Source organism: Nocardia sp. NPDC046473 (assembly GCF_040645995.1).
In the GTDB taxonomy this organism is placed as follows: domain Bacteria; phylum Actinomycetota; class Actinomycetes; order Mycobacteriales; family Mycobacteriaceae; genus Nocardia.
Genome location: NZ_JBEYZJ010000005.1, coordinates 91,704 through 115,525 on the forward strand (window position 1 = coordinate 91,704; position 23,822 = coordinate 115,525).

At 65.3% G+C, this 23,822-nt stretch carries 18 protein-coding genes; 8 read left to right on the forward strand and 10 right to left on the reverse strand.

Annotation, left to right across the window (positions count from 1 at the left end; all coding sequences use genetic code 11):
* Nucleotides 1–3 precede the first annotated feature (3 nt).
* A complete protein-coding gene (locus tag ABZ942_RS18285) occupies nucleotides 4–1,128 on the reverse strand; it encodes an NAD(P)/FAD-dependent oxidoreductase (protein WP_357383376.1) in 1,125 nt (374 codons plus the stop codon).
* Between the two features lie 97 nt (nucleotides 1,129–1,225).
* Here ABZ942_RS18285 and ABZ942_RS18290 point away from each other — a divergent pair, with 97 nt between their 5' ends.
* Nucleotides 1,226–1,537 (forward strand): acyl carrier protein, encoded by a 312-nt coding sequence (locus ABZ942_RS18290; RefSeq protein WP_357383378.1) that lies wholly within the window; start codon nucleotides 1,226–1,228, stop codon nucleotides 1,535–1,537.
* A 4-nt stretch (nucleotides 1,538–1,541) separates the two neighbouring features.
* On the opposite strand, the gene ABZ942_RS18295 is transcribed toward ABZ942_RS18290, so the two are convergent.
* Nucleotides 1,542–2,228 (reverse strand): FCD domain-containing protein, encoded by a 687-nt coding sequence (locus ABZ942_RS18295; protein ID WP_357383380.1) that lies wholly within the window; start codon nucleotides 2,226–2,228, stop codon nucleotides 1,542–1,544.
* A 136-nt stretch (nucleotides 2,229–2,364) separates the two neighbouring features.
* On the opposite strand from ABZ942_RS18295, the gene ABZ942_RS18300 reads away from it, so the two are divergent.
* From ABZ942_RS18300 to ABZ942_RS18320, 5 genes are all read left to right on the forward strand, one after another.
* Nucleotides 2,365–3,480 carry a mandelate racemase/muconate lactonizing enzyme family protein gene (locus ABZ942_RS18300; protein ID WP_357383382.1) on the forward strand — a complete coding sequence of 372 codons (1,116 nt, stop codon included), beginning with the start codon at nucleotides 2,365–2,367 and terminating at the stop codon, nucleotides 3,478–3,480.
* Nucleotides 3,481–3,495: 15 nt separating this feature from the next.
* The gene (locus ABZ942_RS18305; protein WP_357383384.1) at nucleotides 3,496–4,830 is read left to right on the forward strand and encodes a cation:dicarboxylase symporter family transporter; all 1,335 of its coding nucleotides are present in this window, start codon (nucleotides 3,496–3,498) and stop codon (nucleotides 4,828–4,830) included.
* The gene (locus ABZ942_RS18310) at nucleotides 4,830–6,038 is read left to right on the forward strand and encodes a mandelate racemase/muconate lactonizing enzyme family protein (protein WP_357383386.1); all 1,209 of its coding nucleotides are present in this window, start codon (nucleotides 4,830–4,832) and stop codon (nucleotides 6,036–6,038) included. Before ABZ942_RS18305 ends, ABZ942_RS18310 begins: the two co-directional genes overlap by 1 nt.
* Nucleotides 6,039–6,331: 293 nt before the next feature.
* Nucleotides 6,332–8,125 (forward strand): hypothetical protein, encoded by a 1,794-nt coding sequence (locus tag ABZ942_RS18315; RefSeq protein ID WP_357383388.1) that lies wholly within the window; start codon nucleotides 6,332–6,334, stop codon nucleotides 8,123–8,125.
* A 41-nt stretch (nucleotides 8,126–8,166) separates the two neighbouring features.
* Nucleotides 8,167–10,002, forward strand: a complete 1,836-nt coding sequence (locus ABZ942_RS18320; RefSeq protein ID WP_357383390.1) for a hypothetical protein — start codon at nucleotides 8,167–8,169, stop codon at nucleotides 10,000–10,002.
* A gap of 13 nt (nucleotides 10,003–10,015) precedes the next feature.
* Here the strand turns inward: ABZ942_RS18320 and ABZ942_RS18325 are convergent, their stop codons facing one another.
* The 3 genes from ABZ942_RS18325 to ABZ942_RS18335 form a co-directional block, all read right to left on the reverse strand.
* Nucleotides 10,016–11,365: a cytochrome P450 gene (locus ABZ942_RS18325; protein ID WP_357384547.1), complete on the reverse strand. Its 1,350-nt coding sequence runs from the start codon at nucleotides 11,363–11,365 to the stop codon at nucleotides 10,016–10,018.
* Between the two features lie 395 nt (nucleotides 11,366–11,760).
* Nucleotides 11,761–12,312, reverse strand: coding sequence for a GNAT family N-acetyltransferase (locus ABZ942_RS18330; RefSeq protein ID WP_357383392.1), 552 nt, complete (start codon nucleotides 12,310–12,312; stop codon nucleotides 11,761–11,763).
* Nucleotides 12,313–12,570: 258 nt separating this feature from the next.
* Entirely contained in the window at nucleotides 12,571–13,617 is a 1,047-nt protein-coding gene (locus tag ABZ942_RS18335; protein ID WP_357383394.1) for a LysR family transcriptional regulator, read from the reverse strand.
* 42 nt (nucleotides 13,618–13,659) lie between these two features.
* Here ABZ942_RS18335 and ABZ942_RS18340 point away from each other — a divergent pair, with 42 nt between their 5' ends.
* Nucleotides 13,660–15,207, forward strand: a complete 1,548-nt coding sequence (locus ABZ942_RS18340) for a serine hydrolase domain-containing protein (protein WP_357383396.1) — start codon at nucleotides 13,660–13,662, stop codon at nucleotides 15,205–15,207.
* 183 nt (nucleotides 15,208–15,390) lie between these two features.
* On the opposite strand, the gene ABZ942_RS18345 is transcribed toward ABZ942_RS18340, so the two are convergent.
* From ABZ942_RS18345 to ABZ942_RS18365, 5 genes are all read right to left on the reverse strand, one after another.
* Complete coding sequence (locus ABZ942_RS18345; protein ID WP_357383398.1) at nucleotides 15,391–16,725, reverse strand: NtaA/DmoA family FMN-dependent monooxygenase; 1,335 nt, start codon at nucleotides 16,723–16,725, stop codon at nucleotides 15,391–15,393.
* Nucleotides 16,726–16,844: 119 nt separating this feature from the next.
* Nucleotides 16,845–18,455 (reverse strand): amidohydrolase family protein, encoded by a 1,611-nt coding sequence (locus ABZ942_RS18350; protein WP_357383400.1) that lies wholly within the window; start codon nucleotides 18,453–18,455, stop codon nucleotides 16,845–16,847.
* A gap of 398 nt (nucleotides 18,456–18,853) precedes the next feature.
* Entirely contained in the window at nucleotides 18,854–19,771 is a 918-nt protein-coding gene (locus ABZ942_RS18355) for a 2-dehydropantoate 2-reductase (protein ID WP_357383402.1), read from the reverse strand.
* Entirely contained in the window at nucleotides 19,768–21,036 is a 1,269-nt protein-coding gene (locus tag ABZ942_RS18360; protein WP_357383404.1) for a glutamate synthase-related protein, read from the reverse strand. Before ABZ942_RS18360 ends, ABZ942_RS18355 begins: the two co-directional genes overlap by 4 nt.
* Complete coding sequence (locus ABZ942_RS18365) at nucleotides 21,033–22,034, reverse strand: asparagine synthetase A (protein ID WP_357383406.1); 1,002 nt, start codon at nucleotides 22,032–22,034, stop codon at nucleotides 21,033–21,035. Before ABZ942_RS18365 ends, ABZ942_RS18360 begins: the two co-directional genes overlap by 4 nt.
* 666 nt (nucleotides 22,035–22,700) lie before the next feature.
* On the opposite strand from ABZ942_RS18365, the gene ABZ942_RS18370 reads away from it, so the two are divergent.
* A complete protein-coding gene (locus ABZ942_RS18370; RefSeq protein WP_357383407.1) occupies nucleotides 22,701–23,813 on the forward strand; it encodes an LLM class flavin-dependent oxidoreductase in 1,113 nt (370 codons plus the stop codon).
* The last annotated feature ends 9 nt before the right edge of the window (nucleotides 23,814–23,822 follow it).

The following is a 23,822-nucleotide window of genomic DNA, read 5'->3' on the forward strand; positions in this document are numbered from 1 at the left end:
GGCTCACGGATTCCAGCGCGTGATCTCGGAGATCACCATGTTCTCGGGCATCGCGCGCATCATGGCGTTGCGCAAGGCGGTGCCGAACCTGGTCCGGCGCAGCATCACCGGAATCAGCCACCGTGACCGGTTCTGCACCGCGTCGACTCGGGTCCGGCGTCGGCACACGTACCGCTGCAGCGCATCCGGTATCTGGGCCGCGTCTACCTTCGACAGTTCCTCGGCGAGCACAAGCGCGGATTCCATTGCCATCGACGCGCCGACACCCGCCGTCGGCAGAAAGGCCGCGCCCGCGTCACCGAGCAGCACCACCCGGTCGAACCGCCAGCTCGGCAGCCGTAGATCGTCGAGGTCGAAACTGCCGATCCGGTCGATGCCGTCGAGTGCGTCGATCATCCAATCCATCGGTCCCGCAACGCCGTACAGGCGCTCGCGGAGCTGTCGTGGGGTCGTCGGGGCACCCGAGGCGGGAAGCGCGGCCGCACAGCCGACCGATCCGGTCGTCGGGTTGTAGCCGAAATATCTTGCCGTACCCCAGAATTCGTGCGACTCGTCGGGCGCGACGCCGTTGCCGCGCGTCCACCAGGTCCACAGCCGCAGCCCCGTGCGGTGCATCGGCACGTCCCCCGCGACCAGCCTGCGCACGCCCGAATCGATGCCGTCGGCACCGACCACCACATCGTATTCGGCGATCTGTCCGTCATCGAAACGCGCAACGACGATGCGACCGTCCTGTTCGATACCCGTCACCGTCCGCGCCATCCGCACGTCGGTGCCGCCGGCATAGGATCCGAGCAACTCGATCAGCTCGGACCGTCTGAGCGCGCGCGGGACACCGTCGCCGAGCCGCCCGCGAAAGTCGAAGTCGCGCAGTCGGCCACCGCCGTCGACGTGCGTCGAGTAGGTGTTGATCGGTACCGTCAGTGCGTTGAAACGCCGACCCAATCCGAGGTGTTCCACCACCAGGCGGCCCATCGGCCACAGCGTGATGACATACCCGACGTCGCCGTACCGCGCCACCCGCTCCACGACCGTCGGCTCGATACCGTTCCACCGCAACGCCGCAGCGAGCGTCAGGCCCGCGATGCCGCCGCCGACGACCAGAACCCGCGGCGTGCTCGTCGTCATGGCGGCGAGTCTATTTCCGCGAGGCGATCGACTCATCGGCCGAAAGTTGATCTGTGCTCGCAACCACGCCGTTCGTTGAGCCCGGTCCGATCATTCGATGCATGACCCGCTCGGATCCAGCCGATACGCTCGGACCGTGTCCGATCACACGCTGCCCATCGTGCTCGATATCTTCGAGACCGACCTGGGCATGGACGTCCGGCGGCCCGAGCCCGAGACGATTCTGATCGGCGATCTGGGATTCGATTCGGTGGCGGTCGCGATCGGCATTGTCGCCATCGAGGAACGTCTCGGCGTCCGGTTGACCGTGCACCAGCTGCTGTCCTGCTGGACGGTCGGCGACATCGTTCGCGTCATCGACGCGGCACTGCCGTCGACGACCGCGGCGCCCGACTCCCGCGGCGGATAGCCGCTCAGTCCCGCAGCGCGGCGAGCATACGCTCCTTGCCGGAAAGGATGTGTGCCTCCATCAATCGTCCGGCGGTCGCGTGGTCGCCTGCCGCGATGGTGTCGAGGATTTCGGCGTGTTGGTGGTTGGAGATGGTGCGGGCGGTGTCGGATTCGAGGCCGTGGCGGCGGAAGAGGTGGAGTTCTTTGGAGACGTCGTCGTAGAGATCGGCGAGGCGGGGGTTGTTCGAGAGGGCGACGAGGGTGCGGTGTAGGTCGACGTTGCGAGGGTAGTAGTCGTCGACGGTGGGGACGGCGGCTTGGAGTCGGTCGACCTTGGTGCGTAGTTCGGTGAGCTGGTCGGGGGTGATGTGTTCGGCGGCCAGGCGGCCGGCCAGGCCGAACAGGCTGGCGCGGATGTCGTAGAGCTGGGCGGCCTCGGCGACCGAGACCTCGCGCACGAACATGCCTCTGTTGGTGCGGAATTCGACGAGCTTGCCGCGTTCGAGCTGGCGCAGCGCCTCGCGCACCGGGCCGCGGCTGACGCCGAGCCGGGCGGCGAGGGATGACTCGTTGATCCGGTCGCCGCCGGTGAGGGCGCCCGCGATGATCAGCTGCTCGAGTTCCTCGGCGATCACCTGCAGCAGCGAACTGGACTGATGTTCGGCCACCCGGCGTTGCAGCGCGGTCATCGCCTGTGCCTGTTCGGTCATCACCGTCTCCCTTGCCCGCACCCAGTCAACAGCTTCGCAGCTTCGCATAGTCAATCGTCAATTGCAAATCGTTGACAGTTGACGATTTGCGCGCGCAGACTCGATCCACCGTCCCGAGCGAACAAAGGAGGACGGAATGAGAATCAAAGACATCCGGGCCAGCGTGCACACCACCTCGATCGATGTGCCACTACTGAGTGAACGGGTCAGCGGCTACGGCCGCGAGGAGCAACGCGAGTTCGTGTTCTGCGAGGTCGAAACCGACGAGGGCCTGACCGGGGTCGCCCTGACCGGTCACTTCCTGGCCAGAGCCGTGGTCGTCGCGCTGGAGCAACACTTTCTGCCCGTCGTGGTCGATATGGATCCGCGTGAGCTGGAGGCGATCCACCAGCGGGTGTGGCGAAAACTGAACCCGCGCACCATGACCGGCGTGGTGTCCAGCGCTCTGTCGCTGCTGGACATCGCGCTGTGGGACATCAACGGCAAGGCGGTGGGGCGTTCGGTCGCCAGCCTGCTCGGCGGCGCGCGCACCGAGGTGCCGGTGTACGTGACGTTCGGCTTCCCGCAGTACGATCGCGAAACCTTGTGCGCCGCAGCGCAACTGCAGCTGGATCAGGGCGTCACCGCGCTGAAGCTGGTGGTGGCGGTGGACGAGGGCGGCTGGCGCGAGGACGCGGCGCGCATTCACGCGGTGCGCGATGCGGTCGGTCCCGACATCGACCTGATGATCGATGCCAACTACCTGTTCACGCCCGCCGAGGCCGCGTGTCTGTGCCGCGCGGTCGAGGACGCGAACCTGACCTGGTTCGAGGAACCGTTGCACCAGAACGACGCTCGTGCGATGGCGGATCTGCGCAGGCACACCAGAATTCCGTTGGCCGCCGGGCAGATGGAGGGCCATCGGTGGCGGTTGCGCGAGCTGGTCGAAAAGCAGGCCGTAGACATTCTGCAGCCCAATGTCTGCTACTGCGGCGGCTTCACCGAGGCGCGTAAGGCCGCCCATCTCGCACAGATCTACAACCTGCCGCTCGCGCACGGCGGCGGCTGGCCGCTGTTCAACCTGCACACTCTGGCCGGGTTGATGAACGGCTGGATTCTCGAATGGCATCTGGGCATGGTGCAGGTCGGCGAACTGCTGTTCCCGGACGCGCCGAAACCGGTCGATGGCCGGATCACCGTGCCGGACCGGCCTGGTCTAGGCCTGACGGTCGATCGCGCGGCACTGCGCGACACCCTTGTGCGCGACCATTGATGTGCGGCGATTCCCATGAGTGACACGGCAATCGAGGCTGCACCAGAGTCGGCTACGCCTCATCCACGCTGGCGCAGGCTGGCCACCAATACTAGTTTCCAGGTGCTCGTCGCGGCCATCGTCGCCGCGATCTTCGGCATCGTCGCGCCGGAGGCGGCGGCCGCCATGCAGCCGATCGCGAAGGCGTTCATCGCACTGATCCAGATGCTCATCGCGCCCATCGTGTTCCTGGTGATGGTCACCGGGATCGTCGCGACCGGCGGGATGAAGGCGGTCGGCCGGATCGCGGCGCGGGCGCTGATCTACTTCGAGATCGTCACGACGGTGGGCATGCTGCTCGGCCTGCTCGCAGTGAACCTGTTCCGGCCCGGCTCGGGTGTCGCGCCGCCGGCCCACGCCTCCGGTGACCTGTCCACCTATGTGACCGGCGGCGCCGACCACAACTCGTTCGGCGAATTCCTCTCGGAGATGGTGCCGGACAACGCCGTCAACGCGTTCGCCACCGGCAGCATCATCCAGGTGCTGATCTTCGCGGTGCTCTTCGCCATCGCGTTGCTCCGGATGCCGGATCGGATCTCGCAACCGATCGTGGCGGGCTGCGCGAAACTCAGCGACGTCTTCTTCCGGATGATCGGCATGATCATGCTGCTCGCGCCGATCGGCACGTTCGGCGCGGTGGCCGCGACGGTCGGCAAGTACGGGCCGGAAACCCTTACCGCACTGATGAAGTTGGTCGCGGTGTCCGCCGTCGCGTTGCTGGCCTTCGTGGTCGTGGTGCTCGGCGGTGTCTCGCTGCTCGCGGGCTTCTCGCTGTGGCGGCTGATCAAGGTGCTGCGCAGGGAGTTCGCGGTGGTGCTCGGCACCTCGTCCTCGGAAGCCGTGCTGCCGCAACTGATGCAGCGATTGGAGCAGGTCGGTTGCCGCCGCAGCGTGATCGGCCTGGTTGTGCCGACCGGATTTTCGTTCAATCTGGACGGGGTGGCAGTGGTGGTGCCGATCTGCGTGGTCTTCATCGGCCAGGTGTACGGCATCCCGCTCAGCTTCGGTGACCAGCTCGGGTTGTTCCTCATCTTCCTGGTGCTGTCCAAAGGCACTGCCGGAGTGAGCGGTTCGGCCTTCATCACGCTGGCCAACACGGTCGCCGCGACCAGTTTGGTGCCCGTCGCCGGACTCGCGCTCGTGCTCTCGGTCGACCGTTTCCTCTCGCTGATGCGTGCTCTCACCAACGTCCTCGGCAATGCGGTCGCGACCGTCGTCATCGCGCGATGGGAACCCGACGGTCTCGATCGTGAACTCGCCGCCCGGACCATCGGGCTGACCCGCCCGAAAACCACAGTAGGAGAGAAGTAATGCCACGAATCGTCGCTATCCACGAAGGTGTTGTGCCGATCAGTTCGTCGATGAGCAACGCGTTCATCGATTTCAGTGCGATGGACTGTTCGATCGTCGCGGTCGTCAGCGATGTGATCAGGGACGGCGAGCCGGTCGTCGGCTATGGCTTCAATTCCAACGGTCGCTACAGCGCGGGGGAGATCCTGCGTCGGCGCATCATTCCCCGGCTGCTGCGGGCTGAGCCCGACGAGCTGCTGACCGACGACGGCGCCGCCATCGATCCAGCTCGGGCGTGGAACATCATGTTGCGCAACGAGAAACCGGGCGGGCACGGGGAACGATCGGTCGCCGTCGGCGTGGTCGATATGGCGCTGTTCGATCTCGCCGCCAAGCTCGCCGGACGGCCGCTCTATCAATGGCTCACCGAGCACTATGGTCTCGGTGCACCGGATACGGACGTATTCGTCTATGCCGCAGGCGGATACTACGCACCGGGCAAGGGGCTGACTCAGCTCCAGGACGAGATGCGTGGCTTCCTGGCCCAGGGCTACGACGTGGTGAAGATGAAGATCGGCGGCGCGAGCCTGGCCGACGACGTCAAACGCGTCGAGGCGGTGCTCGACGTACTCGACGGCGATGGATCGCGATTGGCCGTGGACGCCAACGGCCGATTCGACCTCGACGCCGCGCTCGAGTACGGCCGCGCCCTCGCGCCGTACGGCCTGTTCTGGTACGAGGAACCCGGCGACCCGCTCGACTTCGCCTTGCACGCAACACTTTCCGAGCAATACCCGGGCCCGCTGGCCACCGGCGAAAACCTCTTCTCGTTGCAGGACGCCCGCAACCTCATCCGCTACGCGGGCATGCGCCCCGACCGCGACTACCTCCAGTTCGATCCCGTCCTGGGTTACGGACTCGTCGAATACCTCCGGATCCAGGACATGCTGCGCCAGCACGGCTGGTCCGCCCGCCGCTGCGTCCCACACGGCGGCCACCAGTTCTCGCTGCACATCGCCGCGGCCCTGCGGCTCGGCGGCAACGAGTCCTACCCCGGCGAGTTCCAGCCCACCGGCGGCTTCGCCGACGCCGCCGTCATCGAACACAGCCGCCTGCGACTCACCGACACTCCGGGCATCGGCTTCGAAGACAAGGCTGACCTCCACCGGGTCTTTCGCGCCCTGCACACCGACAGCGGCCTCCCCGCCGCCGGGCCCGGCACGGGTTAAGATCGGTCCGGCCCAAGCGGACGTGGCGGCGTCCCTGGGTGTACGGGGAAGTGGCCCGCCCAGTGGAGTTCGACCCTGCTGGGCGGGCCACACACCGTCTGTAGGCGGCTGCGGTCCGCTGATTCGAAATCCGCCCGTCAGGCCGCCGTGCATGTGCACTATCGCCGATCGGCAATCTTCATTCTTATGTCAATGGTGGCTGTCCTGCGGGGATGGTGTGCTCGTCCTCGACGATGCGGTCGGCAGTAGTGAGCTGCGATCGTGCCATTCGGACAGACGAAGGGAGCCGATCCGTGGCTTCGATTGCCTATACCCGTTGGGGACACTCGGTCCGCGACGGTCTGCGCTGGTCGGTCATCCTGGCGGTCGCCGCTGCGGGCATGGTGGTGCCGGTCGGGGCCGCGTCGGCGGAGGAGCCCGCGCCGGTCGGTGTCGCGACCGATCGTCAGGAGCAGGTGCTCGAGGTTCGCGACGGCGTGATCGTGTCCGATGTCAGCTATCTGCTCCCGCTGCCCGCGGGTGCGCCGGCTCATCCTGCCGCGTGCGATCGGACCGGATATCTTCGCTACCGTCCCGTCGGCGGACCGGCGAACTCCAGCGACGCCGACCACGTGATCGTGCAGCAGCCCGGCGCTATCGGTGGTGCGGTGAACTCCGACAGTGTCGCCGCCAATACCGTCGCGGCCGCGCACGCCGCCGGACAGAACGTCGAATTCTGGGCGCTGGCGCGGCGTAGCGCCTGCCTCGATGAGAATGTCGGCTTCGACTACGCCCTGCGCACCGGCAACTATCTCGACGCGGTCGACTACTACTTCAATCGCGAGCCGATCGATGGCCAGGTGTTCCCGGGGTTCAAGGAATCCCAGGACCTGGCGGTGCTCGATGTCATGGGCATGGAACGGGTCATTCGCGACCAGTACGAGATGATGCTGTTCGAGATCCCGGAACAAGCTGTGCGGCAACAGAAGTACGTGTGCGCGGGCATCTCACTCGGCGGCCTGGTCGCCGGGTTCTTCTCGGACTGGGACTTCGACGGCAATCCGGCGACGACGCGGGACGCGGGCTACAACCAATGTGCCGCGTTCGCGGCCCAGGACACGATGATCACCTCCGACCCGGTGGCGATTCAGAACACGCCGTTCCTGCACGACCTCACCAACGCGATCGTCGGCCCGGCCAATGACGTGGTGAAGGCTGTCGCGAATGTCGGTGTGCTGCCCCGCTCGCTCGTCTCGGTGCCGCTCGTCGGGGCCAGGACGTTCATGATCTACCGATTGGCCGGTCTCGCCGCGCATCTGGAGCCGGACGCGGAGAGTCAGCTGCTCGCGCATCTGCCGCATGACCTGGATATCGACGCCACGCTCGATTTCATGTTCTCCGGATCGCTCACCGCGTTCGCCACCAACGGCGCGGACGGTTCCGGCGGCATGCGCGACTTCCGATTCACCAACACCGCGCTGCTCGGCGAGTTCATCGACAACAACTCGGGCAATTTCGCGCTGTTCCAGCAGGGCGTCGGCGCGCTCGCGGGCGGGCCGGTGTCGGAGAAGACGTTTCCGGTGCCCGGCTCGGTCACCCAGGTTCCGCTGCTCGGCGGGTTCCTGCGGGCCATCGCCGGTCCGCAGCAACGCGTTCGGCCCACCGATCGCAGCGTGCTCTACACCTGGCGTAACTATGACGATGTTCGCGGGGTGCCCTACACCGCGCCCAATCACGAAGCCTCCGATATCCGTGACGCCGCAAGGCAACTCGGCACGGGCGCACCGTATGCATACTGGGAGACCTACTTTCCCGCCCGGCTGTTCATCGATATCGGCGCGGGCTACGGCGGCGCGCGCAGCGGGGATATGACGAATCTGCGCTACCACAACATGGCGCGCACCAGGCCGAGCTACATCGCCTATGCGGGTGACGGTTTCGTGCAGCAGGGAGTCGGCATTGTCGTACCGCCGCCACCGACCGCTCAGGTGGTCACGCTGCCCGGGTACAGCCACGTCGACACGATCGGCGCCGCGCGGGTGCAGAACGACGGCAAGCCGGATGCCAGCGCGCAGAGCCTGGCCGACTTCGTGAAAAGCCTTGGATGAGAACACGTAACGGAGCAACCGATATCGGAAGGCGGGGAGCGATGCGGCTCACCAGTCGGATCAGAGTGTTACCGGCCATGGGGATTTCGATGGCTGTTGCGGCGGCATTGCTGGTCGCCGGACTACCGGTCCCGGTATCGACTGCCGCACCGGCGGTTTCGGCGGCACCGGATCGCACGGAGGTCAGCCCGGTCAGTGACCCGGCCCTCGGCGACGATGTCGAGGAAACCTATGTCCGGCTGCACTATCCGAGCCCGTACTCCACCATGGCTCATCCGGAAGCCTGCGACTGGATTTCGTTCGTGCGGTATCGGTCCAAGAAGGGGCCGGAGAAGTCTTCCGACGCGGATGCGGTGCTGACTGTGCAGCCCGGCACCTTCTCGGGTGCGGCGAACATGAATCCGCAAGCCCCGCAGGTGGTTCGGAAGGCTGCGGCAACCGGTAAGTTCGTCGAATACATATCGCTGGATCGCCGGGCGAACTGTGCCGAGGACCGAACGGGTTGGGCGGCCGCGGACAAGGCGGGGGACTATCACGTCGCCGCAGACTATTACTTCGGTGGTAAGGCGATCGACGGCAAGTCCTACCACTATCAGACGCCGCAGGATCTGAACTATCTCGGTGAGTACGGTTTGGCGCTGACCATGGACGACTGGCGGGTGGTCATCGAGTATCTGCTGCCCGATCCCGGCACCCGGACCAAGAGTTTCTGCGGCGGTCACTCGTTGGGCGCCTTCCTGACCGGGCCGATGATGGCGTGGGATTTCGACCAGAACGCGGCCACCACCGAAGACGCGGGCTTCAACCTGTGCGGTGGCGGCATCATTCCCGAAGACGGATTCGCCATGACCGACCCCGTTGGGTTCGCAAGCGCACCGCCGTTGGACATGTTCTTCTCCGCGGTGGGTGGCGCGGTGAAGAACGGCGTGGACTGGTTGTTGAAGAACGGCCTCGGTGTCGCCCAGTGGCCGGTGCTCGCGGCGAGCGAGATCATGAACGCCTATCAGCTGGCGGGCATGGCCGCGGACCAGAACCCGGACGGCGAAAGCGATCTGAAGACCCTGGTGCCTGCGGATCTGCGGACCGAACCGTGGATGCGGGCGTTCTACGGCAAGGACTATCTGGACCTGTTCACCGGCCAGAATCTGCCGCGCGATTTCCGGCTCACCAACACCGCGGCACTTGGCATGTTGTTCGATCAGAACTCGGCGGAGTATGTCCTGCAGGCGGGGCTGGGATACTACGACTGCCCGACGGTCGGCAAAACCTACCCGATTCCCAACGGGCTCGCCTCGGTGCCGGTACTCGGGCCGACGCTGTTCATCATCCCGCTGCGGGTCGGTTACGGCCAGAACTACACCCCGGTCGACCACAACCAGCTGTGCGGCTGGAAGAACTACGACCAGATGCCCGCGTCCACGATCGACGGCATCGACCCGGTGCGCGGCCAGCCGACCGATCGCGACCACGAGGTCACCGACGTGCGTGAGTTCGCACGGGCGATGAACCCCGGCGGGCAGCCCACCGACTTCTTCGAGGAGTACACCCCGCTGCGCATCATCACCGACACGATTTTCGCGCTCGGGCTCGGTCGCGACGGTGAGCTGCGGCAGTTACAGAACCGCAGCGGCGGCATCCTGAACTTCCTGCTGCACGGTGACCGTTGGCAGAGCACGCCGTCGGCCAGGCGCAACCTCACCTTGCTCTCGGGTGACTCGCCCCTGCAGAACGCGGGCTACGGCGGCCTGCTGCCCGCCAACGCCAAAATCATTCCCGGCTACCGGCATTACGACGTGGTCACCGCCGCGGAGCGGCAGAACAACGGGATGCCGGAAATGGCAAGCACTCTCATCGCCAATTTCCTCACTCAGCCATGAGCTGGGCCGGTGCTCATCGTCGGCGGTAGCGGACGCGGCATGGCTGCTGCAGCTGCACCACCATCTTGGAGTGGTCGTTGCGGTAGGTCTCCGACGGCTGGGACAGCTCGAACTCCCAGTCCCGCAACAGGATCGAGAAGATCGCTTTGAGTTGCATGAGCGCGAACGGCGCGCCGACGCAGCGGTGGCGGCCCGCACCGAAGGGAATCCAGGTCCAGCGGTTGATGATGTCTTCCTGCCGCGGATCGAGGTAGCGGCTCGGGTCGAAGGTGTCCGGGTCGGGGAAGTCCTCGGGGATTCGGTTGGAGATCGCGGGCGTGGCCGCCACCATGTCGCCGGGTGCGATGCGGTGCCCGCACACCTCGAATTCGGCGCGGGCGATGCGCATCAGGATGATCAGCGGCGGGTGCAGGCGCAGTGATTCCTTCAGTGCTGCTTCGAGATTCGGGATCTGGCGTAAGGCGTTGTGGCTGACTTCCGAGCCGTCGGCGTACAACTCGTCGAGTTCGGTGACCACCGTGCGCAATAGGTCGGGACGCCGCAGTAATTCGATGGTTGTCCATGCCGCGGTACCGGAGGTGGTGTGGTGTCCGGCGAACATCATCGAGATGAAGATGCCGGTGATCTCGCTCGCCGAGAAGCGCGGTGCGCCGTTCTCATCGCGTATCGAGATCAGGATGTCGAGCATGTCGCGAGAGTCTTTGCCGGACGGCGGGTTTGCCGCGCGGCCAGCCATGATCGCTTGCACCAGCTCGACGAGTTGTGCGCGGGCCTCGTCACGGCGGCGGAAGCTCTCGATCGGGGCGTAGGGATCGACGTAGGCCAGTGCGTCGGTGCCCTGTTCGAGTTCGTGGTACAGCTGCGCGAATCGCGCGTCGAGCTCATTGCGGAACTTGACGCCGATGAGGCAGGCCGAGGATGTGTAGATGGTCAGCTCAGCGAAGAATTCGAGGAGGTCTATTTCGCCCTCGTCGTCCCAGGTGGCCAACATCCGGTCCACCTCGGCGGCGATGGTCGCGGCGTGCCCGCGCATGGCGTCGGCGCGCAGAGCTTGGTTGTGCAGCATCTCTTTTCGGCGTTCCGGGCTCGCATCGAAGACCACGCCCGCGCCGAAGATCGGTGTCATGAACGGATAGGCCGCGCCTTGGTCGAGATCGTCGTCGCCGGCCCGGAAGAAGAATTCGTTGGCCGCCGCACCGGACAGCAGGACGACATCGCGTCCGGCGAGTTCGAAGGTCCCGATGTCGCCGCATTCGGCACGGACGCGCCGCATCAGCGCGATCGGATCGGTGCGGAACTCCTCGAGGTGTCCGTGCTCGTCCGCTCCGCCGGATACCCGCTGCGGCTTGACCGGTGTCATCAGGGAAATCCTCTCCGCAAGCCTGCCCAGATACCTGCTGGACATGTGTCTGGACAGTACTGCGAAGAGTCGTCCGGTACAAGACCTATCGCGGTGTCTGCCGGCTGCCTATCTGGTGAGTCGGCCGCACCTGGGAAACCCGGCCGGTATTACGTCAAGCGCAAGCCCGCCACAACCTCCCGCCAAGCCGACGACACCGAACTCGCCGCCCAATTGTGGGATCGCAGCACGCAATTGGCCGCCCTGGTTCACTGACCGCGAAGCAGAGAACACCTGCTGGGAATACCCCCGCGTGGCTACTGGTCAGGCGATCATGGGGAACTGAGGCTGGCATCGCCCGAGAGGGCAACAGCACCAGTTCCTCGTGAGCGCTTGTCCAACTGGGCATCTCGGCCGCTTCAGGGCAGCTGTTTTGCCATCGCGTCCATCATCGGCCAATCGGCGAACGGTTGGTCTTGTCCGATGGGCTGCCAACCCCACGATGTGTAGAGCGACCTGGCCGGGTTCTCGGCTCTGACGAGTAGGTATGCGAGCCGTTCGGGGCGTTCGGACAGTGATGCGTCGTGGATTTTCCGCCCGTAACCCTGACCCTGATGGTCTGGATGGACGGAGAACTCTCGGAAGATGTAGACCGGCGCGTCGGCGGCTTCGGCAGCGAGCGCGGGGAAGACGTGCGCGGCCGTGTCTCTGACCTCCTGTGGTCGCCTGTGCGGCGTGCCGAAGGCGTAGCCGACTATTCGGCCATCGAGCCAACCGGCGACCAACTCGAAATCGGGGATCGGCGCGTACAGTTCCTGGAGTCGTTCCCAGAACTTCGCCGGGTGGTACCAGGGATTGTCCTGTTGCCGGAGATGAGCGGCGAGGTAGACCGCCTTGATCTCGTCGGCCTGGCGCAGGGTGTCGGATGCGTCGTAGCGGACAACCTTCAGGCCAGCGTCATCGATGTTCAAGCTTCGATCTCCTCTGCCGACTCGACGTGCATCGGTGAATCCCTCTCCGGCTCAATGCTAGTGAGGGGCGCGGCGCACGAGACGCGAAGGCTGCTCACGATTTTCGGCACGGAAGCGCCGCATCAGCGCGATCGGATCGATGCGGAACTCCTCGCGGTGTCCGTGCTCGTCCGACCAATAGTCCACGCAGGGCGTCGACTTCGTAGCTGAGTGGGGTGATTTGGCTGGCGACGCGCAGCCAGCTGGTCCGCTACTGCGCTATGACAGGTCGAACTGGCGTGGGCCGAGGTCGATGATGGTCTGGGCGAGGGCGCAGATGAGATCGGTTTCCGCAGCGGTCCGCCAGATGAGTGCGAACTCGGCGGGTGGCGCGTCTCGGATGGGCAGATAAGCGATTTCGGGACGGGGTGCGAGTCTGATGGCTTGAGCGTGGACGGGCGACACGGCCTCGCCGGTAGCCAGAATGGGGATCATTTCCGCGAAACTCCCCACAGTTGGCCCGATGGGGATCGGACGGCCGCTGGGGGTGTGTGCGGGCACGAGGCTTCGGCGCCAGTAGTCAGGTGTTGCACCTGCCATCACCGGGTGGTCTGCCAGATCCTCGTAGCCGACCGATTCTTGCTGTGTCAGTGCATGTTCGGCAGATACTGCCAGGACAACCGGGTCGGTGAAGACAACGGGGCCGACAGTCAGATCCGGCTCCCGCACCGGCAGCCATAGGATCGCCGCATCGATGATCCCTGCGCGTAGCGGGCCGAACGGGTCGCTGAATTGCACCGCACGGATCTGAATTCGGCATCCGGGTCGCCGAGTGGTGAAGGCATCGAAGACGGGCCGCAGATCATCGGTGTTCCAGCCGAGCATCCCGATCCGCAAGACGGCAGCGGTCGTGCGCGCGGTCTGCCGGGCACGATCGATACCGGCGTACAGCCCGGTGTAATGGGGACGCAAGTCGTCGCGAAGTTGTTCCCCGAGCGGGGTCAGGCAGACATTCCGGCGAGTCGATCGGTCGAACAGTGCCCCGCCGATGAGACGTTCCTGATGTTTGATGGCCTGGCTGACGCGCGCCTGCGTGACGTGCAGGCGGGTTGCCGTGCGGCCGAAATGTAGCTCTTCGGCCAAGGCCAAGAAGATCTCGATATCTCTCAGTTCCACAGTCACCCCAGCCGACATAACACCTTGGTTATGAAATCTTACGTGATCAGCCGTTGATCCCGGATACCTGGGCTGGGCATTCTCGAACTTGCGCTGCCGCAGCGGTCCGGGTCTACGACAGACCGGTATCAGCCAGGCAGGCAACAACATTCACACACCGACCGCGCAACGCAGGCAAGGAAATACATCACCATGTCGATCACCCTTTCCGACCAGGACAAGAACACGCTGCGAGTAGCAGCGTGGGGCGCGGTTTCGCTGCTGGCCGCCACCGGCGGCACACCCCACAAGGCCGCCACCAACGCCTCCCTCGCCCTGACCTCGGCGACCGGCCCGATCGGGCACGTACTCGCCACGAAAGCCAGCGAGATCAAACTGAACGGCAAGACCGTCGCCGAACTCGCTGACCAGGTACTGCCGGCCCTGACCGCGACGATGAAGCTGCTGGCACAGCAGGATCGCGCCGAGGCCGACAACTTTCGCACGACCATCGCCATCGCCGTCGACGCCGCAGCCCGGCCCCGCAACGGCGAGCCCGGCCCCGCCGCCACGGCAATGGCCCGCAAGATCACCGCCGCCCTCGACGCGGGGGCGGACACCGTGGACAGCGAGGCCCCGGCTGCCGGGCAGGATCGTGCGGAACTGCAGAAGGCGATCGAGGAGATCGTCGATTCCGGTATTGCCGGGCTGACGCTGCGCGTGCACGATGAGCGAGGCGGGTGGGTCGGCAGCGCCGGGGTAGCCGAGCTGGGCGGCACCGCGAAGCCACCGATCGACGGGTATGTCCGGATCGGCAGCAACACCAAGACCTTCACTGCGACACTGGTCTTGCAATTGGTGGGCGAGGGCAGGATCGGGTTGGACACCTCGGCGGCGGACTACCTGCCGGAGTTCGGGCTCGACGAGCGGATCACAGTGCGAATGTTGTTGCAGCACACCAGCGGAGTGTTCAACTTCACCGGTGAGCTCTACCAGGATGGGACGATCGCGCTGGGGATCGCCTCGGCGGGCACCCCCTTGGCCGACGAGTGGGCCGACAACCGGTTCCGCACCTACCGGCCGGAGGAGCTGGTGGAGTTGGCGTTGTCCAAACCGGCGCGGTTCGAGCCAGGGACGGGCTGGAGCTATTCCAACACCAACTACGTACTGGCCAGGCTGTTGATCGAGAAGGTCACCGGCCGCTCGTACGCCGCAGAGATGCAGCGGCTGATCCTGGGGCCGCTCGGACTGTCGGGCACCATCGCGCCGACCACACAGTCGGAGCTCCCCGAGCCGCACGCCCACGCCTACTACCGGTACGACGGCGATCAGGAGAAGACGGTCGACGTCACCGAACAGAACCCCTCCTGGATCTCCAGTGGCGGCGACATGATCTCGACCAGCCGAGACCTGCACACGTTCATCTCCGCGCTGGTGACCGGCAAGCTGCTGCCTGCCGAACTGCTGGCCGAGATGTACACGCCGCACCCGACGGGCATCCCGGGCATGGACTACGGCCTGGGGGTATTCGTGAAGGACAGCGGGCCCGGCGGCACCGTCATCACGCACAACGGCGGCGCCGCAGGTCACGCGGCCTTGATGTACAGCACACTCGACGGCAGCAAAACTCTGACCGCCACGCTGAACTATGTGGACGACTCCGCACTGTCCCTGGGAGGACCGTTCCAGGCGGCGAACGAGCGGCTTGTCACCGAGGTGTTCGGCGGCGGGCAGACCGATCCGACGCAGCCGACGAGCTGAACACCCGCGAGCACACGTCCTGGAAGACGGATTGGTAGCCGTCGAATACGAGCGGGAACGCGAAGGGCCACGCCGATCTCAACGAGCTCGGCGTGGCCCGGTTTGCGTCCTCCACGGGAGAATCAGTGATGCTCCGACCAGAAGCAGCCAATCGGACCAGGCGGGTTGCTGTAGCGGTCGCGTCTACGACTGCCTGACTTGCGACCGCAGGCTTGATCGGTGTCCGGCCGGAGGTAGGGGTGGGAGTTCGAGGTTGTCGCGGAAGGTGGGGCCGAGGTAGTCGGGATCGATGATGTTGCGGCGGCGGAGTTCTGGGAGGAGGCCGTTGAGGAGGAAGTCGCGGGTTCGGGGGTCGGTCAGTCCGCCGAGGGTTATTACGTCCAGTACGCCGGCGTTGTAGCGTTGGGCGATTGCGTCGGCCAGTTGGTCGGGGGTGCCTGCGGCGGCCCAGTGGCCGGTGTCCTTGGCGGCGATGATCAGCTCGCGCAGGGTTTTTCCGGAACGGGCGAAGCTGCTGAAGATTTCGACTCGGCCGCGGCGTCGGTGTACCGAATTCACTTCGGGCAGTAGGTGTTCCGGGATCGGCTTGTCCAGGGAGAGTTCGGAGAGGTCGATGTTACCGCCGAGCATGTCGGCGAGCTGGATGCGGCCCGCGTCGAAATCGGTGGCCTCGTCGCGCTCGCGGACCAGTTGGCGGACTTCGGCTTCGGAGGCGCCGTAGGTCGCGTGGAATGAGCTCATGATCAGCGGCAGGCCGTCCGCACGGCCCAATTCTGCTGCGCGAGTGCGGATTTTCTTGGTGTAGGTGATGGCGTCGTCGAGGGTTGGTAGGGAGGTGAAGACGACTTCGGCGAAGCGGGCGCCGAGTTCGAGGCCTGCCTCGGATTGACCGGCTTGGAATTGTACGGGGCGGCGCTGGGGGAGCGGCGGGATGTTCAATGGTCCGCGGACCGTGAAGTGCTTGCCCGCGTAGTCGATCGGGCGGACCAGGTCGGCGTTCAGGATTGCGCCGCCGCGGCCATCCGGTGTCAGGGCACCGGGCTGCCAGCTGTCGAACAGCGCGTTGACGACCTCGAGGGATTCAGTGGCGCGCTCGTACCGTTCCTCCGGCGACGGCAGGTCCTGATCGCCGTAGTTCTCCTCGCCCAGCGACGAGGTGACCGCGTTCCAGGCGGCACGCCCGTTGCTGACGTGGTCGAGGGTGCCGAACAGCCTGGCCAGGTTGTACGGATGATGGAAAGTCGTTGTCACCGTGGCGATCAGGCCGACGTGCTCGGTCACCGCGCTCAATGCGGACAGGAAGATCAGCGGCTCCTGCGCCCCGATCGCACCTTGTGCGCCGAAGCTGAGCAGGTCCGCAGCGAAAAGCGCATCGAACCCGTTGGCTTCGGCGAGCTGCGCGATCTCGATGGCCGAGGCCACGGTGGATTGTCCGGGATCCACCGCGGCCCCGTAAACATCGGCCGAACCACTCACTCCGGTAACGGTTTTCAACGGCCGCCGCCGTGTAGCACCCACCCCTCGACGCTATGGGCTCCGGCCGCGCAGCGCGACGGTTACCTTCTGCGTGAACGAAACCGCCGGACCGCTGTCCGTCGAACGTTCCGCGCGTCGGAACGGCACGGACGCCAGAGGCGCTAGCTCCCTGAATAGACTTGGTTGCCGTTCATCCAGGTTTCCAGGACTGTGATGCCCTTGATCTGATCAGGTGGGACGGCGCGGGGGTCTTGATCGAGAATGACGAAGTCGGCGTATTTGCCGACCTCGAGGCTGCCGACTTCATGTTCGGAGGAGAGCTGCCACGCCGCTTCGGACGTCACGGCGCGGATTGCCGATTCCACCGATACGCGCTCTTCGGGTGCCAGCACATAGTCGGGTTCTTTCCAGGTACGCCGGGTCACGGCCATCTCGATCATGTGCAGTGGGTCGGGGTCGGTGACCATGAAGTCGGAGTGCAGCGTGAACCCGATTCCCGCTGCCTCCACGCTGCGGCACCGGTCGAGCAGCAAGGCCTTCTGTGCGCCGAAGACGTTGTCGCGCATCGCGATACCCCAGTAATGGACATGCCCGATCAGGAAGCTGGCGGATACGCCCAGGTCTTTCATGCGGGTGATCTGTTCGTCGTGCAGGATCGAGCAGTGCTCGATCCGCACTCGCACAGCGCCCGGCTCCACCCCGGCTTCGCGTATCGCGTCGCAGGCATCCAGGATGTTGTCGATACCGGCGTCGCCATTGCCGTGGATCGCGAGCGACCAGCCTTTGCTCGCGCGGTCGACCGCTTCTGCGGCGAGCACTTTGGGCTCCATGTACGCGATTCCGTAGTTGTCGGTATTCAGATACGGCTCGCGTTGCAGGCCGGTGAATCCCTGGTTGGAGCCGTCGGCGACGAGTTTGTAGCCCGCGATACGCACCAACGCGTCGCCATCGCCCGGCCGCACCCCCGCTGCGTCCCAGGTGTCGGTTCCGAGGGTATAGAAGGGGTAGGCGCGGATACGGGTCTGGAGCTTGCCGGTGGCAGCCGCCTGCGTCAGCACGGCGAGGTCGTCAGGGGTGTGGCTCAAGGTGCCCAATCCCAGTTCGCTCACCGTGGTCAAACCGACCTGCCGCCAGCTTTCGAGTAGGTCGACCAGCGCGTCGACCGGGTTCAATCCGGCAGCGGCGTCGCATTTCCCCAGGACCTGGTTGTATGCGACACCGTTTTTCATTGTCCCGGTGAGCTTTCCGTCGGCATCGCGAACGAACTCGGCTCCGTCCGGATTCTCCACATCCTCTCCGATGCCTGCGGCGGCGAACGCCGCGGAATTGGCATAGGCGATGTGCCCGGAGGCGTTGAGGACGAACACCGGATGTGTGGTCGACACCGCGTCGAGTTCGGCGAACGTCAGCGCTGCCAGGTCCGGCTGCACTGCCGGATCGAAATTACGGGCGAGGATCCATTTGCCTGCTTGCGCTTGCCTTGCCAGGTCTGCCAGATGATCGAGTACCTCACGCGCGGTGGCGAAGCGCGCCATGCCGACGTACTCCATCAGAGCCGCCACCATGCTGCCGGTCAATACGTGGGTATGCGCATCGACGAAGCCCGGCAACATCGTTCGGCCTGCGAGATCGATCTCCGTGGCTCCTACCCCCACGATCTTGCGTACCGTCGCCTCCGCGCCGACCGCGACGATGCGATTGCCCTGCACCGCGATTGCCTCGGCAATCGAGAATGCCCGGTCAACGGTCAATATCGTGCCGCCCGTGAACAAGTACAGCTGTTCGCCCTCGGGAATCCCTGAAGTGTCCATCGATGTCCCCTGCACTGGTATCTCGACGACACCATCACCCCACGCTCCGCGATCGACCCGCGATATCGGGTGACAGCTCGCCGCTGTGATGAACGTCGGTCGCGGCGAACAACATTCGACACAACCGGGGTCGCACTGTCATTGTCCGCGAAGTGCTGCGTGGCCCGCAGGCGAACCCGAACTCTCGTGCCGCTCGAGTTGATCCGAACCTGTTCTGTACCAGCCGAATTCCGATGGGTGACCGGTACGGTCAGACCTTCGCGCGGGATTACCGCTGAATGACGTCGGCCTGGCCGGCTTCTGCGTCCGGACCGCCGCTGGTCGATCGGCGCCAGGACCGACTGACCGCGGCTACCGGGTCAGCTCCTCGATTCGGCCGCCGCCCCGTCGGCCAGTGGCGTCAGGGCGGTGACCAGGCGTTCGGTCAATGGCATCGGGATGGTGTGCTGCTGGGCGATGCGGAGTAATGCGCCGCCGATGGCGTCGAGTTCCAGGGGGCGTCCGGCCTCGGCGTCGCGTTGCATCGAGGACTTGGCTTCCGGTGGGAAGGCGTCGTAGAAGCGTAGGGCTGCTTCGATATCGGAGGCGGGGTTGAGTGCGGCGATTTCGGTGACGAGATCGGTGAGCTCGGCCCGATGGTCGGTGCGGAGCGAGCCGACCGAGCATTGGTGGTGCGTGGTCAGTAGGGCGAAGGGGGCGAGGAAGAAGAGTTTGCCCCAGAGCATGGCGGATTCGTCGTCACGTGTCTTTGCCTGTATGCCAGCGTCATTGAGGATCGCCGCGAGCGCGTCGAGCTGTTCGGGGGGTGTGGTGGCGCTGGCCAGATCGATGTCGACGAACGGGCTGCCGTGTTCGATGGAGCCCGGTGCGACGCGGTTCGACGCGACCCGGATCACGCCGGGCACAACCAGTTCCGGGCGGTATCGTTCGCGCAGGACCGCAGGGTGTTCGATCCCGTTGAGCAGCGGTACGACCAAGCCGTCGCCCAGCGCGGCGGGCGGTACCCGGTCGACGGCTGCGCCGAGGATGTTCTGTTTGACCGTCACCAGACAAAGGTCCACGGGTTCACGTAACTCGGTGTCCGCCTGGGCTTTTACGGTGAACTCACCGAACATCCCACTGCGCACGTGCATTCCGTGCTCCTGCACGGTACGCACCGTCTCCGGTCCACTGAGGAAGGTAACCCGGTGCCCGGCACGGGCCAGCAGTGCACCGACCAATCCACCGACACCGCCGGGTCCGAGTACTGCCACACGCCACTGTCGCTCTGTAGTCATCGCATCCTCTCCTTGGTAGCAGGGAACCATATGTCCTCGGCGGCCAGATCCGCGATCCGGTACTTGCCGAGCGCGCTGATCAGGAGCCGGAGCTCCAGGTCGAACGCGGCGAGCAGGTTCGTCAGTCCATGATCGGCGTTCTCGTCGGCGGCGACCAAGGCGGCCCGGCCGAGGCCGGCGGCGGACGCGCCCAGGGCCAGGCACTTGACGACTCTGGTTCCCTCCCAACATCTTCCGGAGACGAGCAGGCTGTGCTCGTGCCGGTCGCGGTCGGCGACCCGGCGCAGGCATTCGGCCAGCGGCAGGCCGACGTGGTCGAGGAACCCGTGCGGTGCCCAGCCGGTGCCCGCCTCGGCGCCATCGATGGTCACCGCGTCAGCGCCCGCGGCCCAGGCCACCTCGGCCGCGTCGGCGACGTCCCGGGCGGGCGGCAGCTTCACCCAGACCCGGCAGCGCGGATAGTTGTTGCGCATCAACCGGATCTGCTGACGCAGGATCTCCGCGGTGAAAGTGCCGGGCGTGGCCGAACGCAGCACCGAGGCGTCGGTAGCGTCGTAGATGTCCAGGATGTCGTACTGCGCCGACAGGTGCGCGGCCCGTTCACGGGGGATGAGGGTCATGCCGCCGATGCCGGGTTTCGCGCCTTGGCCCACCTTCAACTCGAAGGCAAGGCGACCGCTGGCCAGCAGTGGCTCGCTCGCCGGGTCGCTGTACACCAGATTCCAGACCTCGGCGTCGGCGTCCTCGGTGCTCTGCTGGACGATCACGCCGCCGAGATCGTCGGCGGCCATCTTCGTGTACTCGGTGAGCCGCCGCAGCAGCGAGCTCTGCTCCTCGTCCGCCATCCGGCCGTAACCCGATACGGGCACGATGTTTTCGCCGATCACCATCGGCACACCTGCGGCACCGGCCTGTCCGGCCACCGCGACACCGAGATCGCCGTTGGCCACCGCGGTGGAGCCGAACGCCGAAACGTACACCGGCAGCGTCGAACGCAGGCCGCCGATGGTGGTGGTCAGGTCCACGTCACCTGCTAGGGGTTCCCGGCCGAGGTCGAACATCTTCTCCGCGCGCAGCGGCACGAACACGGGCGGTACCAGCCGGGCGTGGTCGATCGCGTCCATGGCGGGCGCGTCCGCGTGCTGCCCCTGTCCGAACAGGGTCGAGCCGTATCGCGCATTGTCCGGAAATACCGAACCCGCCGCGGTGCGCGCCCGCGCCCGCACCTCCCGCTCGGGAAATCCAGGAGCCGACAGCACACTCATGGACGTAGCTCCCCTGGAATCTTGGGGTAGGCGGTGGCCTGCCAGACCGCGGCGAGACCGCCGAGGAATCGGGTGAACCGCTCCACGCCGAGGCCGAAACCCGCACTGGGCGAAAGCCCTTCGCGCGCCACGGTGAGGTACCACTCGTATTTGGCCGGGTTCTCACCGGTTTCGCGGATACGCGTCAGCAGCGTGCGGTAATCCGACTCGCGCGCACTGCCGCTCATCATTTCGCCGAACCCGCCGGGGAAGATCAGGTCGAAGTTGCGCAACATGCCTGGCTCGTCCGGGTTTTCGCTGTCGTAGAAGCCGCGCGAACCCTTGGGATAGTCGGTGATGAAGAACGGGCGAGCGGCCGCCGCGGAGATGATTTCCTCACCCTGCCAGTCGATTTCGGTGTGCTCGCGCTGGTCGTAGCCGAGGTCGCGCAGCTCGGTCACCGCAGTGGTGTGCCGCTTGCGGTCGTAAGGACCCGCGAGCACCTGTTTCAACTGTTCGAGATCGCGGTCCAGGACTTCCAATTCGCGCTGGGCGCTGCTCAGCACGTATTCCACCGCGTACTTGGTCAGCCGCTCGGCCACGTCCATGGCGTCCTCGCGCGACCCGTTCGCGATCTCCACATCGAGCTGGTGGAACTCGGCGAGATGCCGGTGCGTCACCGCGGTTTCCAGCGGCTCGAGCCGCACGTTCGGGGCCACATGGAAGATCTTGTCGAAGGCGAGCAGTGAGGTCTGCTTGTAGAGAATGCCGCTGGTCATCAGCTTGTAGCGGTGCCCGTAGTAGTCGATGTCGACCTGTTTCGCGCCGCGTGCCCCCGGGTCGGTCACCGGACCGATGATGGGCGGCAACAGCTCGGTGAAACCCTCCGCGGTCAAGAACTCACGCGCGGCGGCCAGAAATCGCGCCTGCAAGGTCAACGCCGCTATGGTTCGTTTCGACGTGAGATGCGCACGCGGTAGTGGCGGCGTGGCTGCGGTCGGTTCAGTCAATTCAGGCAAAGTCCGATCCGTTCAATAGTCGTGCGGGGGAGCTCGTCGTTCATCGGTGCGATGTCCGTCGAAACCGTGAAATAACAAGACCGGACGCGTGTGGCGTCGGCGCTCCATCCCGTATATTCGCCATCTGAAAATATGTAGGCAAGCCGATGGTGTTAACAGACGCCCGGGGGATCTCCCATGGGCAATGCGTCGACTATCGGCTAACGTATATATCCGAGATTCTTTCCGGAATGCTCGGTAACTGGTGGGAAACTATTGCTTGACGGTTACGTCGAACCCCCCGTTCCTGTTGTAACTTCCTGCTAACACACTGGTAGCGGCCCAATTCTCCCCTGTCCGGGCGTTGCCGTCCACCCCCCGAATGGGGGGTTTTCCGCATAAGATCGTCTGCTCGAAGCGGACGTGTTCCGCTGGCCGAATAATTGTTCAACTGTAACGCTGCAGGCAGCTTATACTTCTTTGACAGCGACGAACAGTCGATGTAACTTTGCCTTAACAGGGCAGGGGGAGTCGCCGCGGGGATGCGACTTCCTTTGGGAGCTTCTGGGGGTACAGCTCCGGACGCGTGCATTCTGAGAGGGTGGTCTTGGATCAGCTATTGTCTGAATTGGTGCCGAACACCTTCTGCTGCCTCCGTTGCGATACCGGAAGTGAATCCCGATAACAATGAACTACGACCGTACGAACTTCGCCCCGCTGTCTCATACCCGAAACCCCGAGCACGGGGAGTTGCGGTTCCACTGGTGCGCACCGCTGGACAGCGGGCAGCAGAAGGCGACCGAGAAGTACCGAGTCGGCGAACTCGACTTCGACGGGATGGTGGACTTCGTACAGGAGGCGGACGCGCTGGGCGTCGACTCCCTGCTGATGGGCATCGCCGACTACATGCCCGATCCGCTGCCGATGATCGGCGCGCTGGTCCGGGAGACCGAGAACGTCACCTTCATCCTCGCCTACCGGCCCGGGCTGCTCTCGCCGACGCTGTTCACCCAGGTGGTGAACACGATCTCCTGGATGTCCGATGGGCGCATCTCGTTGAACCTCGTCGCGGGCATCTCGCCCGCGGAGCAGGCCGGCTACGGCGATTTCGTCGCGCATGACGGACGGTATGCCCGCACTCAGGAGTTCCTCGATATCTGCCACCGGTTTTGGAGCGGGCAGTCGCCGCTGTCGTATGAGGGCGAGCACTACGTCATCAAGGAGGCCGCGCTCGGCCTCGGCTACAAAGGTGGCGGACGGCCCGAGATCTATCTGAGCGGTGCCTCGGAGATCGCGCAGGAGACGGCCGCGATGTACGGCGACTGTTGGCTGCGCTACGGCGATACGCCCGAGGGCATGGGCGCGGCGGCCCGGCCGGTGCTCGACAAGGGCGCCCGGGTCGGCACCCGAATGCACATCCTGGCCAGGGAAACTCGGGAGCAGGCGCTCACCGATCTTGCCGCTATGCAGGAAAACCCCGACGAAAAGCATCGGGAGTGGGTCGCGCAGGTGGTCGCCGCCTCCGATTCGGTGGCCGTGAAAACGTCGTTCCGGTTGGCCGAGCAGGCCGCCGACGACTGGCTGTCGCCGATGATCTACTCCGGCTTCGTGCCCTATCGCGGCGGACCCGCGCTGTGCGTGGTCGGCAGCTATCAAGAGGTTGCCGACTACCTCTATCAATACAAGGCGGTCGGGGTCAGCGAATTCATCTTCTCCGGCTGGCCGACTCGCGACGAGATGCGCATCTTCTATACCCACGTGCTGCCGCTCATCCGTGAACACGAGAGACGGCTGGGGTGAAGCAACGGG

Excerpts from the sequence above, each read along its gene's own strand:
- ABZ942_RS18305 (WP_357383384.1), top strand. The coding sequence starts at position 3,496 with ATGAGTGACACGGCAATCGAGGCTGCACCAGAGTCGGCTACGCCTCAT.
- ABZ942_RS18360 (WP_357383404.1), bottom strand. The coding sequence starts at position 21,036 with ATGAGTGTGCTGTCGGCTCCTGGATTTCCCGAGCGGGAGGTGCGGGCG.
- ABZ942_RS18300 (WP_357383382.1), top strand. The coding sequence starts at position 2,365 with ATGAGAATCAAAGACATCCGGGCCAGCGTGCACACCACCTCGATCGAT.
- ABZ942_RS18335 (WP_357383394.1), bottom strand. The coding sequence starts at position 13,617 with ATGTTGTTGCCTGCCTGGCTGATACCGGTCTGTCGTAGACCCGGACCG.
- ABZ942_RS18320 (WP_357383390.1), top strand. The coding sequence starts at position 8,167 with ATGCGGCTCACCAGTCGGATCAGAGTGTTACCGGCCATGGGGATTTCG.
- ABZ942_RS18340 (WP_357383396.1), top strand. The coding sequence starts at position 13,660 with ATGTCGATCACCCTTTCCGACCAGGACAAGAACACGCTGCGAGTAGCA.
- ABZ942_RS18370 (WP_357383407.1), top strand. The coding sequence starts at position 22,701 with ATGAACTACGACCGTACGAACTTCGCCCCGCTGTCTCATACCCGAAAC.
- ABZ942_RS18355 (WP_357383402.1), bottom strand. The coding sequence starts at position 19,771 with ATGACTACAGAGCGACAGTGGCGTGTGGCAGTACTCGGACCCGGCGGT.
- ABZ942_RS18295 (WP_357383380.1), bottom strand. The coding sequence starts at position 2,228 with ATGACCGAACAGGCACAGGCGATGACCGCGCTGCAACGCCGGGTGGCC.
- ABZ942_RS18310 (WP_357383386.1), top strand. The coding sequence starts at position 4,830 with ATGCCACGAATCGTCGCTATCCACGAAGGTGTTGTGCCGATCAGTTCG.
- ABZ942_RS18285 (WP_357383376.1), bottom strand. The coding sequence starts at position 1,128 with ATGACGACGAGCACGCCGCGGGTTCTGGTCGTCGGCGGCGGCATCGCG.
- ABZ942_RS18290 (WP_357383378.1), top strand. The coding sequence starts at position 1,226 with ATGCATGACCCGCTCGGATCCAGCCGATACGCTCGGACCGTGTCCGAT.